This window comes from Vogesella facilis (assembly GCF_042648525.1).
Taxonomy (GTDB): Bacteria; Pseudomonadota; Gammaproteobacteria; order Burkholderiales; family Chromobacteriaceae; genus Vogesella; species Vogesella facilis.
In genome coordinates this window covers 95,311-113,443 of the sequence record NZ_JBHRXN010000009.1, presented here as the reverse complement: position 1 = coordinate 113,443, position 18,133 = coordinate 95,311, and the positions used below count along the sequence as shown (strand labels likewise).

Genomic DNA, 18,133 nt, shown 5'->3' with positions numbered 1-18,133 from the left:
AATGAGAACCCACGACAAACACGTGCTGATGTGCACCGGCCCGCGCTGTACCGAAAACGGCGCCGAGGCCGAGGCCATGTTCAAGCAGCTCGGCCAGGCCATAGACGCCTGCGAAGGCCTGCGCGCCAAGCGCACCCGCACCCATTGCTTCGCCGTCTGCAAGGAAGGCCCCATCGTCGCCGTGTACCCGGACGGCACCTGGTACCGCAAGGTGGACGCCAGCGCCATCCAGCGCATCGTCAGCGAACACCTGCGCGACGGCCACCCGGTGGCGCCGCTGATCTTCCACCAACTCGGCATCGGCGATGTCGAACCGAAGGATGAAGCATGAGCGCCCGCATCGTACTGCTTAGCCACGCCGGCACCGACCTGTCCGCGCTGGCACGCGCCCGCGCGCTGCTGCCGGACGACTTTGCCGCCGTCGAGGCGGTGAACCTGCAAACCGTGGACAGCCCGGCGCGCATGGAAGCGCTGCTTGGCTCAACGTTGGCCGCAGCACGCGTGCTGCTGGTACGCCTGCTCGGCCGCGCCAGCGCCGTGCCCGGCTTTGACGCGCTGCGCCGCGACGCCGAGGCGAACGGCCGCGCGCTGATCGTGGTCAGCGGCACCGGCGAGCCGGACCCGGAACTGGCGGCGCTGTGCAGCGTGCCGCCGGCGCTGCAGCACGAGGCCACCGCCTACCTGCAGGCGGGCGGCACTGCCAATATGGCGCAGCTGTTGCGCTGCCTGTCCGACCGGCTGCTGATGACCGGCTGCGGCTACCTGCCGCCGGCGGCGCTGCCCGATCACGGCATCTACCACCCGGAGCTGGCGGGCCTGGCCACGCTGGACGACTGGCAGGCAGTCTGCAACCCGGCCTGGCCGACCGTGGGCATCACCTTCTACCGGGCGCACTGGCTGTCCGGCAACACCCGTTTCATCGACCAGCTGGTCGATGCGCTGGCCGAGCGCCAGCTCAACGCGCTGCCGGTGTACACCGCCTCGCTGCGCACGCTGGGCGCATCCGGCCTGCCGGCGGCGCTGGACTTCTTCGCCGACGGCGATGCCAGCCGTATCGATGCGCTGATCAATACCACCTCGTTCGCCATGGGCGATGTGAATGCCGACGGCCCCACCGCGGCCGGCTGGTCGGTGGCGGCGTTCGAGCGGCTGGACCTGCCGGTGATCCAGGCCATCACCAGCAGCATGACCGTGGCGCAGTGGCAGGCATCCGAGCGCGGCCTCAACCCGCTCGACACCGCGATGAACGTGGCGCTGCCGGAGTTCGACGGCCGCATCATCGGCGTGCCGATCTCGTTCAAGCACGAGCAGGACGAAACCGAATACGCACCGCTGCCGGACCGGGCGCGCCGCGTGGCCGGCATTGCCGCGCGCCAGGTGGCGCTGCGCCGCACGCCAAACGACAAGAAGCGCATCGCCTTCATCTTCACCAACTCCAACAGCAAGGCCTCGCAGATCGGCAACGCCGTCGGCCTGGACTCGCCGGCCTCGCTGTTCGCCCTGCTGCACGCCATGCGCGAGGCGGGCTACCACCTGCCCGACCTGCCCGAATCGAGCGACGCGCTGATCCACACCCTGATCGACCGCGGCGCCTACGACGAGGACTACCTCACCGCCACGCAACTGCAGCAGGCGGTGGCCAGCGTGCCGGCGGCGCGCTATTCCGAGTGGTTCGCCCAGCTGCCGCCCGCGCTGCAGGACAAGATGCAGCAGCGCTGGGGCGCGGCACCGGGCCAGGCCTATGTGCACGACAACAAACTGGTGTTCGCCGGCCTGGAATACGGCAACGCCTTCGTGGCGCTGCAGCCGCCGCGCGGCTACGGCATGGACCCGGACGCGATCTACCACACCCCCGACCTGCCGCCCACCCACCACTACTACGCGCTGTACTGCTGGCTGCGCGACGACTGGCGCGCCGACGCCATCGTGCACGTCGGCAAGCACGGCACGCTGGAATGGCTGCCCGGCAAGGGCGTGGGCGTGTCGGAAAACTGCTTCCCGGACGCGCTGCTCGGCGAGCTGCCGATGTTCTACCCCTTCATCCTCAACGACCCGGGCGAAGGCTCGCAGGCCAAGCGCCGCGCGCATTCGGTGATCATCGACCACCTGACCCCGCCGATGACCACCGCCGACACCTACGGGCCGCTGGCGCAGCTGACCCAGCTGGTGGACGAGTACTACCAGGTGGAGATGCTGGACCCGGCCAAGCTGCCGCTGCTGCAGCAGCAGATCTGGGACCTGATCAAGGAAGCCAGGCTCGATACCGACCTGGCGGCGATGCTCAAGCACGACCATGATCACGACCATGACCATGATCACGACCATCATCATGACCATGACCACCACGATCACGACCACCACGCCCCGCAGCCGGCTGCCGGCAAATACCGGCTGCAAGCAGCCAAACCGGTGGCGACCCGGCCGGCGCAGGCCAGCGGCAAGTACCGGCTGAGCCCGGCCCAGGCGCACCATCAGCATGGCCACGGGCATCACCATGGCCATGATCATGATCACCATCACGACCATCATGACCACCACCACCATGGCGACCATCACCATGACCACGACCACGAGTGGGACGACACGCTGAACGAGGATGGCGTGCCGCTGACGCTGGCCAAGATGGAAGGCGTGGACGTGGCGCACCTGATCGAGGACATCGACGGCTACCTGTGCGAGCTGGGCGCGGCGCAGATCCGCGACGGCCTGCACATCCTCGGCAAGGTGCCGCAGGATGCGGCGCTGATCGACATGGTGTGCGCGCTGGTGCGCCTGCCCAATCTGGCGATTCCCGGCCTGCCGGCCGGCGTGGCCGCGGCGCTGGGCGTGGACTGGCAGATGCTGCAGGACGAACAGGGCAAGCGCCTGGCCACCGTGCCGGAGGCGCTGCAACGCCTGAGCGCCAGCCCGCTGATCACCCGTGCCGATGCCCATGACGCCATCCGCGCGCTGGGGCGGCAGCTGATTGCCGGCCTGGCCGACCGCGGCTTCGACGCGGCCGCGATCGACACAACGTTGGCCGCAACGCTGCCCGGCATCGGCGCCAGCGACGCGCTCAGGACCACCCTCGGCTACGTCTGCCGCGAACTGGTACCCAACCTCGCACGCACCACGGAAGAGATCGCCAACCTGCTGCGCGGCCTTGCCGGCGGCTACGTGCCGGCCGGCCCCAGCGGCGCACCCACCCGCGGCATGGCGCATGTGCTGCCCACCGGCCGCAATTTCTACTCGGTGGATCCGCGCAGCCTGCCGTCCCAGGCGGCATGGCGCATCGGCACCGAACTGGCCGGCGAGGTGCTGGCGCGGCATCGCAAGGAAACCGGCCACGATCCGGAGTCGGTCAGCATCAGCGTGTGGGGCACCAGCGCCATGCGCACCCACGGCGACGACATCGCGCAGATCCTGGCGCTGCTCGGCGTGCGCCCGCGCTGGCAGGCCGAGAGCCGCCGCGTGGCCGGCATCGAGGTAATTCCGCTGGCCGAGCTGGGCCGCCCGCGCATCGACGTGACGGTGCGCATCAGCGGCTTCTTCCGCGATGCCTTCCCGCACCTGATCCACCTGGTGGACGAGGCGGTGCACACCGTGGCGCGCCTTGACGAGCCTGTCGAACAGAACTTCGTGCGCAAGCACTACCTGGCGGACCTCAAGCAGCAGCTGTTCGCCCGGGAAGCCGCAGCCGACACCGAGCAGCAGGCGCTGTACCGCGTGTTCGGCTCCAAGCCCGGCACCTACGGCGCCGGCATCCTGCCGCTGATCAACGAGCAGAACTGGGAGACCGACGCCGACTTCGCCACCGCCTACATCAACTGGGGCGGCTACGCCTACGGCCGGCAGGCCAATGGCGCCGACGCGCGCGACGCCTTCCGCCACCGCCTGTCCGGCGTGGAGGTGGCGCTGCACAACCAGGACAACCGCGAGCACGACATTTTCGACAGCGACGACTACCTGCAGTACCACGGCGGCATGATCGCCACCATCCGCAGCCTGACCGGCCGCCAGCCGCGCCACTACTTCGGCGACAGCCACAACCCGGACAACCCGGCGGTGCGCGGGCTGAAGGAGGAAGTACTGCGCGTGTTCCGCTCGCGCGTGGCCAACCCCAAGTGGATCGCCAGCATCCAGCAGCACGGCTACAAGGGCGGGCTGGAGCTGACCGCCACGGTGGACTACCTGTTCGGCTACGACGCCACCGCCCACGTGGTGGACGACTGGGTGTACGAGCAGCTGGCAGAGACCTATGCCTTCGACCCTGCCATGCAGCAATTCTTCGCCGAGAGCAACCCGTGGGCGCTCGGCGCCATCACCGAACGGCTGCTGGAAGCCGCGCAGCGCCAGCTGTGGGCAGAACCCCGGCCGGAAACGCTGGCGGCGCTGCAGGCGCTGCACCTGCAAAGCGAAGCGCAGCTGGAAGCGCGCGGCGAGAACCCGACACCATGAGACACAACTACCCCTTTGCCGCCATCGTCGGCCAGGAACAGCTCAAGCGCGCACTGCTGCTGTGCGCCATCGACCCGACCCTGGGCGGCGTGCTGATCCGCGGCGACAAGGGCACCGCCAAGAGCACCGCCGCGCGCGGCCTCACCGACGTGCTGCCGCCGATCCGGCGCGTGGCCGGCTGCGCCTTCAACTGCGCGCCGGATGCGCCGCTGGCCGAATGCGAGCCCTGCCAGAGCAGCCACGCCGAGCATCGCCATTCGCCGGTGCCCTTCGTCAACCTGCCGCTGGGCGCCACCGAAGATCGCGTGCTGGGCAGCCTCGACTTCGAGCGCGCACTGAAGGACGGCAAAAAAGCGTTCCAGCCCGGCCTGCTCGCCGCCGCGCACCGCGGCCTGTTGTATATCGACGAGGTCAACCTGCTGGCCGACCACCTGGTGGATGTGCTGCTGGACGTATCGGCGATGGGCCGCAACACGGTGGAGCGCGAAGGGCTGGCGATCAGCCACCCGGCACGCATCACCCTGCTCGGCACCATGAACCTGGAGGAAGGCGAACTGCGCCCGCAGCTGCTGGACCGCTTCGGCCTGATGGTGGAAGTGAGCGCGCCGCGCGACCCGGCCATCCGTACCGAGGTAGTGCGCCGCCGGCTGGCGTTCGAGGCCGACCCGGCGGGCTTCATCGCCAACTGGCAGGCGGATACCGACGCGCTGCGCGCCACCATCCGCAGCGCGCAGGACACGATCGCCGGCGTCGCCCTGCCCGATTCGCTGCTCGCCTTCATCAGCCAGCTGTGCTGCGAGTTCGAAGTAGCCAGCCTGCGCGCCGACATCGTGATGCACAAGGCGGCGCGCGCCATTGCCGCGCTGGCCGGCCGCGACACGGTAACGGCGGAAGACGTGCGCGATGCCGCCGAACTGGTGCTGCCGCACCGCCGCCGCAAGAAGCCGTTCGAGCAGCCCGGCCTGGATCGTGACAAGCTCGACGAGCTGACGCGCCAGGCCGCGCCGCCGCCACCGCCGCCGTCTGAATCCGGCCACGGCGAGTCCGACACAGCGGACGAGGCCCCGGACAACGCACCGGATGACGGCCACGAGCAGCCCGGCCACGCCGCCGAACAGCTATTCGCCGCCGGCCCGGCGGCCGAAGTTGGCCGCATAGAAGTCACTGCGCTTGGCGCGCACGATGCCAGCGGCCGGCGCAGCAGCGTCAGCGGCACCCGGCGCGGCCACAGCGTGAGTGCGGTGAAGAACGAAGCGCCCAGCCAGCTGGCGGTGGATGCCACCCTGCGCCACGCGCTGCTGCGCAACCCCAACGATTTCAGCGTCACCCGCGCCGACCTGCACCAGAAAGTGCGCGCCGGCCGCGAGGGCAATCTGATCCTGCTGGTGGTGGACGCCTCCGGCTCGATGGCGGCGCGCCGCCGCATGGAACTGGTGAAGTCCTGCGTGCTGGGCCTGCTGCAGGACGCCTACCAGCGCCGCGACCAGGTGGCGGTGATCGCCTTCCGCGCCGACGCGGCCGAACTGGTACTGGCACCTACCCGCCAGGTGGAACAGGCGGAGCAGGCGCTGCGCGAGCTGCCCACCGGCGGACGCACCCCGCTCGCCCACGCCCTGCAGCTGGCCGCGCAGACGCTGGCAAAACAGAACGAACTGACGCCGCTGTTGGTGCTGCTGTCCGATGGCCGCGCCAATATCGCGCTCGACGCCGGCGCCGACCCGTGGCGTGAAGCCTTGACGTTGGCCGCAAGCATTGCCGGGCTCGGCACGCCGGCGCTGGTGCTGGACACCGAGGAAGGCTTCGTCAAGCTGGGCCGCGCCCGTGAACTGGCACAGGTGCTGCAGGCCGACTACCTGCCGCTGGAGCAGCTCGGCAGCGAGCAGCTGACCATGACCATCCGCCAAAGGCTGCCGCAATGAAGCCGGGTAAGGTTTACCTGATAGGCGCCGGCCCCGGCGACGTGGAACTGCTGACGCTGAAGGCGGTACGCCGCCTCGGCCTGGCCGACGTGGTGCTGATCGACGATCTGGCCAACCCCGAGGTGCTGCAGTTCGTGCCGCAGCACGCCGAGGTGGTCTACGTCGGCAAACGCGGCGGCTGTGCCTCGGTGGCGCAGGCCGATATCGAGGCGCGGCTGCTGGCCGCGGCGCGCGCCGGCCACTGCGTCGCCCGCGTCAAGGGCGGCGACCCCTTCGTGTTCGGCCGTGGCGGCGAGGAAATGCAGACGCTGCTGGCCGCCGGCATCGAAGTGGAAGTGGTCAACGGCATCACCGCCGGCCTGGCGGTACCGGCCACGCTGGACATTCCGCTGACCCACCGCGACTACGTGCACGGCGTCACCTTCGTCTCCGGCCATACCCACCAGGGCGACGAGCCGGACTGGGCGGCGCTGGCCGCCAGCGGCATGACACTGGTGATCTACATGGGGATGAGCCGGCTCGGCTTCATCACCGCACAATTGCAACACGGCCTGCCGGCCGACACCCCGGCGGCGGCGATCCAGTACGGCACCCGCCCGCAGCAGCGCCAGGTGGTCGCCACGCTGGCGACGCTGGCCAGCGCGGTTGCCACCGCCGGCCTCGGCAGCCCGGCACTGGTGGTGGTAGGCCCCACCGTGGGCCTTGCCCGCCTGCCGGCGCACGGCCAAACCATTGAAAAGGAATCCACATGATTGTCTGCATCGGCGCCGGCCCCGGCGACATCGGCTACCTGCCGCAACGCTCGGCGCAACTGATACGCGAGGCCGACGTGGTGGCCGGCTTCAACGCGGTGATCGACGTGGTGCGCTCGCTGATCCCGGACACTGCCGAGGTGATCCAGATGGGCTACCGCGACCAGGTGGCGCAGCTGGACATCGTTGCCGAGCGTCACCATGCCGGCAAGAAGTGCGTGGTGGTGTTCATGGGCGACATCCACTTCAGCGGCTTCCAGTACCTGGAGCGCGTCGAGCGCGCCTGCGGCCACCCGGTGGACACCATCCCGGGCATTTCGTCGGCCCAGATCCTCGCCTCGCGCGCCAAGGTGTGCTTCGACGAAACCACCTTCGTCACCTTCCACCGCCGTGGCGACCTGACCCCGTTCAAGCGCCACCTGGTGCACGTGCTGCAGGATCAGCGCAACGCCATCGTGATTCCCTGCCCGTGGGACGAGGCGCGCTCCTTCATGCCCTGGCACATCGCCGCCTACCTGCTGGAAAACGGCATCCCGGCCGAGCACCGCGTCGAAGTGTGGGAGAACCTGACCCGTGGCGATGCCGAGTGGCACGGCACGTTGGCCGCATGCGCCGAGCAGCGCTTCTCCGACATGAGCATCATGCTGATCCGCACGCTGCAGCCGATGGACAGCCAGATCGAGCCGACCCACAAATGAGCGCCAACGATTACGCCATCGTGCTGGCCGGCCACGGCAGCCGCGACCCGGACGGGGTCAACGAATTCATGGCGCTGGTGGCGCTGCTGCGCGAGCGCGCCGGCGGCCGCACCGTCGAGCATGGTTTCCTCGAATTCGCCACCCCGACCATAGACCAGGCGGTAGCCTCGGTGATCGCCGCCGGCGCCAGCACGGTGGTGATGGTGCCGGGCGTGCTGCTGGCCGCCACCCACGCCAAGAACGACATGCCAAGCGAGCTGCTGGCGCTGCAGCAGGCACACCCGGATACCGGCTTCCACTTCGGCGCGGCGATGGACCTGCACCCGAAACTGCTGGCGCTGTGCCGCGAACGCATCATCGAAGCGGAAGCGCGCTCGGCCAGCACCGTGTCGCGCGCCGATACCTGCCTGGTGGTGGTCGGGCGCGGCACCAGCGACCCGGATGCCAACTCCGAGATTTCCAAGCTCACCCGCATGCTGGAAGAAGGCATGGGCTTCGGCACCTCCTTTGTCTGCTATTCCGGCACCGCCAGGCCGCTGGTGGCCGACGGCCTGCGCGCCGCCGCACTGCTGGGCCACCGCCGCATCGTGGTGCTGCCCTACTTCCTGTTCGACGGCGTGCTGGTGAAGCGCATCTACGCTGCAGTAGACGACCTGGCCGCCCGCCACCCGGAGATCGAGGTGCTGCCGGCCGGCTACCTCGGCGTGCACCCGCACGTGGCCGATGTGTTCCTGGAGCGCGCGCAGGAAGGCGTGGAAGGCCGCGCCGCGATGAATTGCGCGCTGTGCAAGTACCGGGTGCAGATCGTCGGTTTCGAGGAACAGGTCGGCACGCCGCAGCAGGGCCACCATGGCCTGGTGCGCGGCCTGCTGGGCCGCAACGATGCCGCGCCGGCGCCGGCAGCGACGTGGCCGCCGTATGTGCCGCACCCGATCGAAGCGGAGAGCATGCGCATCATCGACGAAGGCCGTGACTGGTCCGCGGTGCCGGCCGATCACCAGATCGTGCTCAAGCGCCTGGTACACACCAGCGGCGATTTCGACATCGTCGACGACCTGGTGTTTTCGCCCGGCGCGGTGGAAACCGGCATCCGTGCGCTGCTGCGCTGCCGCCGCATCGTTGCCGACGTCACCATGGTGCAGACCGGCCTCAAGCGCGCGGTGCTGGACCAGCTGGGCGTGGAAACCTGGTGCGGCGTGCACGACGAGGAAACCCACCTGCTCGCCAGGGCGCAGGGCATCACCCGCTCGGCCGCCGGCATCCGCCGCGCCTGGCAGAAGTTCGGCAACGACGTGGTGGTGGCGATAGGCGATGCGCCCACTGCCATCATGGAAGTGGTGCGGCTGGTGCGCGAGCACGGCTGGCGCCCGCAGCTGGTGGTCGGCCTGCCGGTGGGCTTTGTCGGCACCCGCGAGTGCAAGGAGGAGCTGGCGCGCCTGATGCAGGTGCCGCGCATCACCAACCGCGGCACCCGCGGCGGCTCGCCGTGGGCGGCCTCGGCGGTAAACGCGATGATGATCGCGGCAATAGACCGCGTGTACCGCGAAAACCAGGAACAGCAAGCCGCGCAATGAGCGAACCTGCCCGCCGCCCCTACGACCTCGCCACGCTGGCCCCCAACGGCCTGCGCCGCGGCCGCACCACCGGCAGCTGCGCCACCGCCGCGGTAAAGGCGGCGCTGACGCTGCTGCTGCGCGGCGAAACGCAGAGCGAGGTGGAGGTGAGCCTGCCGGACCCGGACTACTACCTGCTGGTGCCGGTGGAGAAGGTAGCGCGGCTGGCCGGCGGCGTGGTGCGTGCCGAGGTGCTGAAGTACGGCGGCGACGACCCGGACAACACCGACGGCGCGACCATCTTTGCCGAGGTCGCAGTGAATGGCAGCGGCGCGGTTCGCTTCATCGCCGCCGCCGGCGTCGGCACCGTTACCCAGCCGGGCCTGCGCATTCCGCCCGGCGAGCCGGCAATCAACCCGGTGCCGCGCCAGATGATGCAGTGGGCGGTGGACGAAGTGCTGAACGGTGCGGCCAACCCCGGCTTCGACCTCGCCATCGGCTGCGTCGATGGCGACAGAATCGCCAAGCGCACCTTCAACCCGATGCTGGGTATCGTCGGCGGCATCTCGATACTCGGCACCAGCGGCATCGTGGAACCGATGTCACTGGCGGCATGGATGGCATCGATCGAGGTGTATATCCGCGTGGCGCTGGGCCACCGCCCGGCCGCCATCGCCTTCACGCCGGGCAAGATCGGCCGCGGCTACGCCGCCGACACGCTGCAGCTGGAAAAAAAGGAAGTGGTACAGATTGCCAACTTCGTCGGCGTATCGCTGGACTACACGCAGACGACGCTGCAAGAACAACAGACGAGGCTTGGCACGCTGTGGGTGCTGGGCCACCCCGGCAAGATTGCCAAGCTGCTCGATGGCGTGTGGGACACCCACTCCAGCAAGAGCGGCATGGCGATGGGCCCGGTTGCCGCCGTGGCAGCCGAAATGGGTTTTGCCGCCGACCTCGTCGACCAGATCGAGAAAGCCAATACCGTGGAAAACGTAGTGCAAATCATGAGAACCCAGGCCGACGCGCGCGGCTACTGGATGGAAATCGAGCGCCGCGTCGCCGCGCTGATGGCGCCCAGGGTGCCGAACGCGGACCGCGTGGCGGTGCGCCTGTTCAGCATGGATGGGACGCCGCTAGGAGAGGCAGCATGAACCTCGGACACTTCACCGGCGTAGGCGTCGGCCCCGGCCCTGCCGGGCTGATTCCGGTAGCGGCGCTGGCCGCGCTGCAGCAGGCCGACCTGATCTACCTGCCGCGCGCGCGTGGCAGTGAGGTTTCTGTCGCCCGCCAGTGCCTGGCCGGCCTCGCCATCCCGGAGCAGAAATTCCGCGAGATCGAGTTCCAGATGGACCCGGACCGCAGCGTGCTGTCCAGCCACTACGGCGAGTTGGCCGCAGCGGTGGCCACCGAACTGACCGCAGGCCGCCACGTCGCCTACCTGACCATAGGCGACTCGATGACCTACTCCACCTACGGCTACCTGCTCGCCGCGCTGCGCGACCAGCTGCCGGGCCTGGCCCACACCACCTTCCCCGGCGTGACCAGCTTCGCCGCCACCGCCTCGGCGCTGTCCTGGCCGCTGGGCGAAGGCAAGGAGCGGATACTGATACTGCCCTGCCCGGACGACATGGCCGCGTTGCGTGCCGACATCGCCAGCCACGACATCGTGGTGCTGATGAAGATAGGCACGCGGCTGCCGGACGTGCTCGGGCTGCTGGCCGACATGGGCATCGCCCGCCACTGCGCGTTTGCGCGCCGCATCGGCCTGCCCGGCGAGGTCCTGTGCAATGACGTGAGCCAGCTTGGCGCCGATGCCAGCGGCTACCTCGCCACCATGCTGATCCGCAAAACCGCCCGGGAGCAACGCCACCCATGAGAGTCTATTTCATTGGCGCCGGCCCCGGCGCCGCCGACCTGATCACCCTGCGCGGCAGCCGCCTGCTGGGCGCCGTGCCCATGGTGCTGTACGCCGGCTCCTTGGTACCGGCCGAGATGCTGCAGCACTGCAGGCCTGACGCGGAAATCTTCGACACCGCCGAGCTGTCGCTGGACGAGCAGGAAGCGCTGTACCGCCGCGCCCAGCTTGAAGACAAGGACGTGGTGCGGCTGCACTCCGGCGACCCGGCCATCTACGGCGCCACCGCCGAGCAGATGCGCCGGCTGGAGGCACTGGGCATCGGCTACGAAATCGTGCCCGGCGTGTCCTCGTTCACTGCCGCCGCCGCGGCGCTCGGCAGCGAGCTGACCCGGCCGGCGGTGTCGCAGTCCATCATCCTGACCCGCGTGTCCGGCCGCGCCTCGGCGGTGCCGGAGCTGGAGTCGATCGCGCGCTTCGCCGAGCACCAGGCCACCATGTGCATCTTCCTGTCCGGCCAGCGGCTGAAGCACACCATTGCCGACCTGCTGCTGCACTACCCGCCGGACACGCCGGTGGCGCTGGTGCGCCGCGCCAGCTGGCCCGACCAGGCCATCCACCGCAGCACGCTCGCCAACTTGATGAGCGAGGTGAAGCAGAAGGACTGGCTGCTGACCACGCTGCTGCTGGTCGGCCACGCGCTGTCGCGCGAAGGCGGCGTGGAGTCCAGCCTGTACGCCGCCGGCTTCACCCATATTTTCCGCGACGGCACCGACCGCAAGACCCCGCGCCCGAGCAAGCAGAAGGCGAAGGACAGCGCGTGAGCGATATCGCGATCTGGCTGGTGCGCGACGACGCCCTGCCGCTGGGCCAAAGGTTGACTGCAGCGCTGGGCGCCACGCTGTACCAGCCGTGGCAGACACCGGGCGACAGCCCGCGCGAGCAGTTCCGCCGCTGCTTCCACCAGCACCGCCAGTGGGTGCTGGTGATGGCAAGCGGCATCGCGGTGCGCTACCTCGACGGCCTGCCGGCAAGCAAGTACAGCGACCCGGCGGTGGTGGTACTGGACGAAGCAGCACGCTTCGCCATTCCGCTGCTGTCCGGTCACGAGGGCGGCGCCAATGCACTGGCCTACCAGGTGGCCCGGCTCACCGGCGCCACCCCCGCCGTCACCACCGCCACCGAGGCGCTGAAACCGCTGACGCTGGGCATAGGCTGCCGCCGCGGCAAGCCGCTGCACGACATCGAACGCGCGGTGCTGAGCGCACTGGGCACGCGCGGCCTGGCCGAAGTGCGCGAGGTCGCCACCATCGACCTCAAGGCCGACGAAGCCGGCCTGCTGGCGTTCTGCGAGCGGCATGCGCTGCCGCTGCGCGTGATCTCCCGCGAAGATGTGGCCGCGCGCGGCTGGACGGGGCAGCCATCCGACTGGGTGCAGCAGAACGTCGGCGTGGCCGGCGTGTGCGAGCCATGCGCACTGATCGCCAGCCCGCGCGGGCAGCTGATCGTCCCCAAAACCGCGTTCGATGGCGTCACCGTCGCCATCGTCGAGGACCGCCCGCAGACGGCGGTTCGCCATGAACCATGAAGCACGGCGCAGCAGCGCCCTGCATTGCAGAAAGATGAAACCATGACCGGCAAACTCTACCTGGTCTCCGTCGGCCCCGGCACCGCCGAGCTGATTCCGCCGATGGTGAGGGACGCCCTCGCCGCCAGCGAGGTGATCGTTTCCTACGAGCTGTACCTGACCTGGATCCAGCCGTGGATCACCGGCAAGGATATCCGCACCCTGCCGCTGACCCAGGAGCGCGAACGCGCCCGCCTGGCGCTGGAACAGGCACGCGCCGGCAAGACGGTGGCGCTGATCTCCAGCGGCGATATCGGCATCTACGCCATGGCCACGCTGGCCTACGAGGACATGCTGGAGAGCGACAGCTTCGACGTGCAGCTGATTCCCGGCATTACCTCGGCCAACGCCTGCGCCTCGCTGCTGGGGGCGCCACTGTCGCACGACTTTGCCACCCTGAGCCTGTCCGACCTGCTGTGCCCGTGGGAGTGGATCGAAAAGCGCGCCCGCCACATCGCCGAGGCGGACCTCGCCGCCGTGTTCTACAACGTGCAGAGCCGCCAGCGCCAGGAAGGCGTGTACCGCGTGCTGGACATCATGCTTGAGCACAAGCGCCCCGAGACGCTGTGCGGCATCGTGCACAACGCCTACCGCGAGGGCCAGACGGTGGAGGTGGTGACGCTGGCCGAGCTGCGCACGCGCCGCTTCGACATGCTGACCTCCATCGTGATCGGCAACCGCTTCACCAAGCGCAAGCGCGGCTGGATCTACTCGCCGCGCGGCTACGGCAACTGGGACGACACGCCGGACACGGTAAAAGCCGACGCGCTGCCCACGGGCGCGGTGTGGGTGTTCTCCGGCACCAGCGACGGCAATGCGCTGGCAAGCGAGATCGCCGGGGCCGGCCACGCAGTGGTGGTATCGAGCGCCAGCGACTACGGCGCGGAACTGGTCGGCCGGAACTGCCCGGGGCTGACCACCGTTGCCGGCCGGCTGGGGGTCGAACGCCGCCGCGAGCTGCTGCGCGACAGCGCGGCACGCGCCATCGTCGATGCCACCCATCCGTTTGCCAGCGATATGTCGCAGCAGCTGATTGCGCTGGCCGCCGAGCTGTCGCTGCCCTATCAGCGCTACGAGCGCCCGGGCAGCGCCAGTGCCGCGCCGGCCGCCCATGTGCAGCGCGTTGCCAGCATGGATGATGCCGCACAGCTGGCGATGCGCTGCGGCCAACGTATCTTCCTCGCCACCGGCAGCAAGGAGCTGGTGCGCTTCGTCAAGGCCGATGGCGCCGCCGCGCAGCAATGGTTCGTGCGCCTGGCGCCGGACCCGCAGCACCTGCAGCGCGCCATCGACGCCGGCATTCCGCGCGCCAACCTGCTGGCGATGCAGGGGCCGTTCTCGCAGGCGGCCAACGAGACGCTGTGGCGCGACTGGGGCATAGACTGCGTGGTCACCAAGGATTCCGGCGATGCCGGCGGCTACGGCGCCAAGGTGGCGGCCACGGCCGTGCTGGGCATTCCGCTGATCGTGGTGGAGCGCCCCCGCATCGACTACCCCGCCGTCAGCACCGGTTTCAGCGGCGTGCTGGCAGCCCTTGCGGAGGCCCGGCCATGAGCACGCCACGCATTCCGGTTACCGTGATCACCGGCTTTCTTGGCGCCGGCAAAACCACCCTGCTGTCGAACCTGATTCGTGACAGCAAGCAGCGGCGCCTCGCCATCCTGGTCAACGAGTTCGGCGAAGTGTCCATCGATGGCGCGCTGCTGCGCAATGAAGGCAGCGGCGCCGAGATCCACGATCTGGCCAATGGCCTGGTCGCCTACGACGATGACGCAGACTTCCTGCCCACCATGCTGGCGCTGTGGCAGCGCCGCAGCGTGATCGACCATGTGCTGATCGAGACCTCCGGGCTGGCGCTGCCGTCGGCGGTGATGGAACAGCTGCAGGGCGAGGTGCTGGCGCCCTGCTTCGTGCTCGACGCCACGCTGGCGGTAGTCGACACCCCCTTGCTGCTGGACGGCGCCTTTGGCCAGCCCGCAGGCGAGGCGCGCAGCATCGACGCCCCGGTGGCCGAGCTGTTCGAGCTGCAGCTGGCCAACGCCGACATCGTGGTGCTGAACAAGATCGACGGCCTGGACGACGAGGCGCTGCTGGCGGCCGAAAGCCGCGTGCGCGCGCTGGCACCGTCTATCCGCTTCATCGAACTGGCCCACGAGGCCAGGCTCGACACCCGGCTGACGCTGGGCCTGCACCTGCACGAGCCGGCCAACAGCGCCCACCGCCACTACGGCCCGGTGGCCAGCATGCCGGGGCTCACGATGCGCCCGCTGGCCAACCAGGGCCTGCTCGACGGCCACAGCCACAGCGGGCTGGGCGCGCACAGCCACGGCCTGGCCACCCACAAGCACTTCCATGAGCAGGACCCGGGCTGGCAGTCGTTCATGATCCGCAGCAAGGAACAACAGCACCCCGACACCCTGCGCGACGCCGTCGCCGCCCTGGCCCGCAGCGAACCCATCCTGCGGGTAAAGGGGTTCGCACCGTGCGCAGCAGGCCGGCTGCTGATCCAGGCGGTGCGCAGCCGGGTCGAGGCCAGCATTGACCCTGCAGGCACGGCACGCCAGGCGCAACTGGTGTTCATCGGCTACCACCCCAGCCGCCCGCGCCTGCTGGAACGCCTGCAGCAGCTCACCGGCACGGCATGGCACTAGACGCACGCCCATGAATTCATGAAGGAAAGCAGATGAAAACCGATCACGAATCGCACCAGCGCATGACCGAGCGGCGCAAAGCCGGCTTCGAGAAGAAGAAGGCGGCGGCAACACAGGAAAAGGGCCTGCTGATCGTCAATACCGGCACCGGCAAGGGCAAGAGTTCGGCGGCGTTCGGCATGGGCCTGCGCGTGGTGGGTCACGGCATGCGCCTTGGCGTGGTGCAGTTCATCAAGGGTGCGCTGCACACCGCCGAGCGCGACCTGCTGGGCGGCTTCGACAACTGCGACTTCCTCACCATGGGCGATGGCTATACCTGGAACACGCAGGACCGCAGCGCCGATATCGCCACCGCCCGCAAGGGCTGGGACGAGGCGCGCCGCATGATAGCCAGCGGCGACTACGACATGGTGATCCTCGACGAACTCAATATCGTGCTGAAGTACGAATACCTGCCGCTGGGCGAGGTACTGGCGGTGTTCGCCGCCCGCCCGGCCAACCTGCACGTGGTGGTCACCGGCCGCCATGCACCGGAAGCGCTGATCGAGGCCGCCGACCTGGTGACCGAAATGCGGCTGGTGAAGCACCCCTACCGCGAACAGGGCATCAAGGCGCAGCAGGGCGTCGAGTACTGAGATGAGCACCGACACCGTCCGCCACTGCCCGGCGCTGTTCCTCACCGCGCCGGCCTCGCACCAGGGCAAGACCACACTGACCGCCGGCCTGGCGCGCTACCACCGCGCCCAGGGCCGGCGCGTGCGCGTGTTCAAGACCGGCCCGGACTACCTCGACCCCTATATCCTGGAACAGGCATCGGACCACCCCGTGCATTCGCTCGACCTGTGGATGACCGGCGAGGACGACTGCCGGCGCCGGCTGTACGCGGCCGCCGCGGATGCCGACCTGATCCTGATCGAGGGCAGCATGGGGCTGTTCGACGGCACGCCATCCAGCGCCGACCTGGCCGCCACCCTGGGCGTACCGCTGCTGGCGGTGATAGACGCCACCGGCATGGCGCAGACCTTCGCCGCCGTGGCGCACGGCCTGACGAGCTTCCGCCCCGGGCTGGCTTTCCATGGCGTGCTGGCCAACCGCGTGGCCAGCGCCCGTCACGCCGAGATGCTGCTGCAGGCGCTGCCGCCAGAGCTGCGCTGCGTCGGCACCGTGCTGCGCGACGAGGCCATGGCACTGCCGGAACGCCACCTCGGCCTGGTGCAGGCCCAGGAAGTAGACGACCTCGAAGCGCGGCTGCAGCAGGCCGCCGCGCAGATTGCCGGCACGGCACTGGTCGAGCTGCCACCGGCGGTGGCCTTGCGGCCAACCTTTGCCGCTGCCGTGCCACCGCTGCTGGCCGGCACAACCATCGCCATCGCCCGCGACAAGGCGTTTTCCTTCATCTACCCGGCCAATATCGAACTGCTCGCCGCGCTGGGCGCAACGCTCGCCTTCTTCTCGCCGCTGGCCGACGAGGCGCTGCCGCCCGCCGACGCCGTCTACCTGCCCGGCGGCTACCCGGAGCTGCACCTGGCCACGCTCGCCGCCAGCCAGCGCACCGCGGCCGGCCTGCGGCAGCACGTCGCCGCCGGCAAGCCGCTGTACGCCGAGTGCGGCGGCATGCTCTACCTGCTCGATGCGCTCACCGACAAGGCCGGTGCCAGCGGCGCCATGCTCGGCCTGCTGCCCGGGCATGCCACGCTGGGGCGACGCCTGGCCGGGCTTGGCCTGCAATCGGTAACGCTGGGCGGCGGCGAGCTGCGCGGCCACACCTTCCATTACACCAGCCTCGCAACGCCCCTGACCCCGGCTACCCATGCGGTGCGCAACAGCAGCCCGCTGCCGGGCGAGGCGCTGTATTGCCACGGCAGCATCGTCGCCAGCTATCTGCACCTGTACTTTTCATCCAACCCCGTCGCCACCGCCAGGCTGTTCACGGGCAAGGCCACACCATGAATCGATATAACGACCTCGAAATTGCCGCCGTCTACCGCGCCATTCGCGAGCGGCGCGACATGCGCCACTTCCTGCCCGACCCGATTGACCCCGAGCTACTCGCCCGCCTGCTGCAAGCCGCGCACCTCGCCCCCAGCGTCGGCTTCATGCAGCCATGGCGCTTCATCCGCATCAGCGATAGCCGGCTGCGCCGCGACATGCACGCGCTGGTGGAAGCCGAACGCGTACGCACCGCCGTGGCGCTGGGTGAACGCGAGGACGAGTTCATGCGGCTCAAGGTGGAAGGCATTCTCGACTGTGGCGAGGTGCTGGTGGCAGCGCTGATGGATGAGCGCGAGCGCCATGTCTTCGGCCGCCGTACCTTGCCGGAGATGGATCTGGCCTCGGTGGCCTGCGCCATCCAGAACATGTGGCTCGCCGCCCGCGCCGAAGGCATCGGCCTGGGCTGGGTTTCGCTGTTCGACCCGCTGGCGCTGGGCGAGCTGCTACAGCTGCCGCCCGGCGCCAAAGCGGTAGCCATCCTCTGCCTCGGCCACGTGGAACAGTTCTACGCCAAACCCATGCTGGAGCAGGAAAACTGGGCACAGCGCCAGCAGCTGGAAAGCCTGCTGTTCGAGAACCATTGGCAAAATCACGCCCCCTCAGCTGAATGAAGGTTGCCAAAATCAACAGACAGCTTTTTTGATAG

Annotated in this window: 15 protein-coding genes; all 15 read left to right on the top strand. The window is 69.2% G+C overall.

What is annotated here, in order from left to right; all coding sequences use genetic code 11:
- The first annotated feature begins 1 nt into the window (after position 1).
- Genes ACFOLG_RS03380 through bluB form a run of 15 tightly spaced genes read left to right on the top strand, consistent with a single transcriptional unit; the run spans position 2 to position 18,098 of the window.
- Positions 2-331 carry a (2Fe-2S) ferredoxin domain-containing protein gene (locus ACFOLG_RS03380; RefSeq protein WP_386088358.1) on the top strand — a complete coding sequence of 110 codons (330 nt, stop codon included), beginning with the start codon at positions 2-4 and terminating at the stop codon, positions 329-331.
- Positions 328-4,437, top strand: coding sequence for a cobaltochelatase subunit CobN (locus ACFOLG_RS03375; RefSeq protein WP_386088356.1), 4,110 nt, complete (start codon positions 328-330; stop codon positions 4,435-4,437). Before ACFOLG_RS03380 ends, ACFOLG_RS03375 begins: the two co-directional genes overlap by 4 nt.
- Positions 4,434-6,356: a putative cobaltochelatase gene (locus tag ACFOLG_RS03370; RefSeq protein ID WP_386088354.1), complete on the top strand. Its 1,923-nt coding sequence runs from the start codon at positions 4,434-4,436 to the stop codon at positions 6,354-6,356. Before ACFOLG_RS03375 ends, ACFOLG_RS03370 begins: the two co-directional genes overlap by 4 nt.
- On the top strand, positions 6,353-7,108 hold the full coding sequence (cobA, locus tag ACFOLG_RS03365; RefSeq protein WP_386088352.1) for a uroporphyrinogen-III C-methyltransferase: 756 nt from the start codon (positions 6,353-6,355) through the stop codon (positions 7,106-7,108). Before ACFOLG_RS03370 ends, cobA begins: the two co-directional genes overlap by 4 nt.
- Positions 7,105-7,806 (top strand): cobalt-precorrin-7 (C(5))-methyltransferase, encoded by a 702-nt coding sequence (locus tag ACFOLG_RS03360; RefSeq protein WP_088967772.1) that lies wholly within the window; start codon positions 7,105-7,107, stop codon positions 7,804-7,806. Before cobA ends, ACFOLG_RS03360 begins: the two co-directional genes overlap by 4 nt.
- Positions 7,803-9,380 carry a precorrin-8X methylmutase gene (locus ACFOLG_RS03355; RefSeq protein WP_386088350.1) on the top strand — a complete coding sequence of 526 codons (1,578 nt, stop codon included), beginning with the start codon at positions 7,803-7,805 and terminating at the stop codon, positions 9,378-9,380. The genes ACFOLG_RS03360 and ACFOLG_RS03355 overlap by 4 nt, the downstream gene beginning before the upstream one ends.
- The gene (cbiD, locus tag ACFOLG_RS03350) at positions 9,377-10,513 is read left to right on the top strand and encodes a cobalt-precorrin-5B (C(1))-methyltransferase CbiD (protein ID WP_386088348.1); all 1,137 of its coding nucleotides are present in this window, start codon (positions 9,377-9,379) and stop codon (positions 10,511-10,513) included. The genes ACFOLG_RS03355 and cbiD overlap by 4 nt, the downstream gene beginning before the upstream one ends.
- Positions 10,510-11,238: a precorrin-2 C(20)-methyltransferase gene (gene cobI, locus ACFOLG_RS03345; protein WP_386088346.1), complete on the top strand. Its 729-nt coding sequence runs from the start codon at positions 10,510-10,512 to the stop codon at positions 11,236-11,238. Before cbiD ends, cobI begins: the two co-directional genes overlap by 4 nt.
- A complete protein-coding gene (cobM, locus tag ACFOLG_RS03340) occupies positions 11,235-12,041 on the top strand; it encodes a precorrin-4 C(11)-methyltransferase (RefSeq protein WP_386088344.1) in 807 nt (268 codons plus the stop codon). Before cobI ends, cobM begins: the two co-directional genes overlap by 4 nt.
- Positions 12,038-12,805 (top strand): cobalamin biosynthesis protein, encoded by a 768-nt coding sequence (locus tag ACFOLG_RS03335; RefSeq protein WP_386088342.1) that lies wholly within the window; start codon positions 12,038-12,040, stop codon positions 12,803-12,805. The genes cobM and ACFOLG_RS03335 overlap by 4 nt, the downstream gene beginning before the upstream one ends.
- A gap of 42 nt (positions 12,806-12,847) precedes the next feature.
- The gene (gene cobJ / locus ACFOLG_RS03330; RefSeq protein ID WP_386088340.1) at positions 12,848-14,398 is read left to right on the top strand and encodes a precorrin-3B C(17)-methyltransferase; all 1,551 of its coding nucleotides are present in this window, start codon (positions 12,848-12,850) and stop codon (positions 14,396-14,398) included.
- Entirely contained in the window at positions 14,395-15,495 is a 1,101-nt protein-coding gene (locus ACFOLG_RS03325) for a CobW family GTP-binding protein (RefSeq protein WP_386088338.1), read from the top strand. The genes cobJ and ACFOLG_RS03325 overlap by 4 nt, the downstream gene beginning before the upstream one ends.
- Positions 15,496-15,527: 32 nt before the next feature.
- Positions 15,528-16,130, top strand: coding sequence for a cob(I)yrinic acid a,c-diamide adenosyltransferase (gene cobO / locus ACFOLG_RS03320; RefSeq protein ID WP_386088336.1), 603 nt, complete (start codon positions 15,528-15,530; stop codon positions 16,128-16,130).
- A 1-nt stretch (position 16,131) separates the two neighbouring features.
- On the top strand, positions 16,132-17,445 hold the full coding sequence (locus ACFOLG_RS03315) for a cobyrinate a,c-diamide synthase (RefSeq protein WP_386088334.1): 1,314 nt from the start codon (positions 16,132-16,134) through the stop codon (positions 17,443-17,445).
- Positions 17,442-18,098, top strand: coding sequence for a 5,6-dimethylbenzimidazole synthase (bluB, locus tag ACFOLG_RS03310; protein ID WP_386088332.1), 657 nt, complete (start codon positions 17,442-17,444; stop codon positions 18,096-18,098). Before ACFOLG_RS03315 ends, bluB begins: the two co-directional genes overlap by 4 nt.
- Positions 18,099-18,133: the final 35 nt, after the last annotated feature.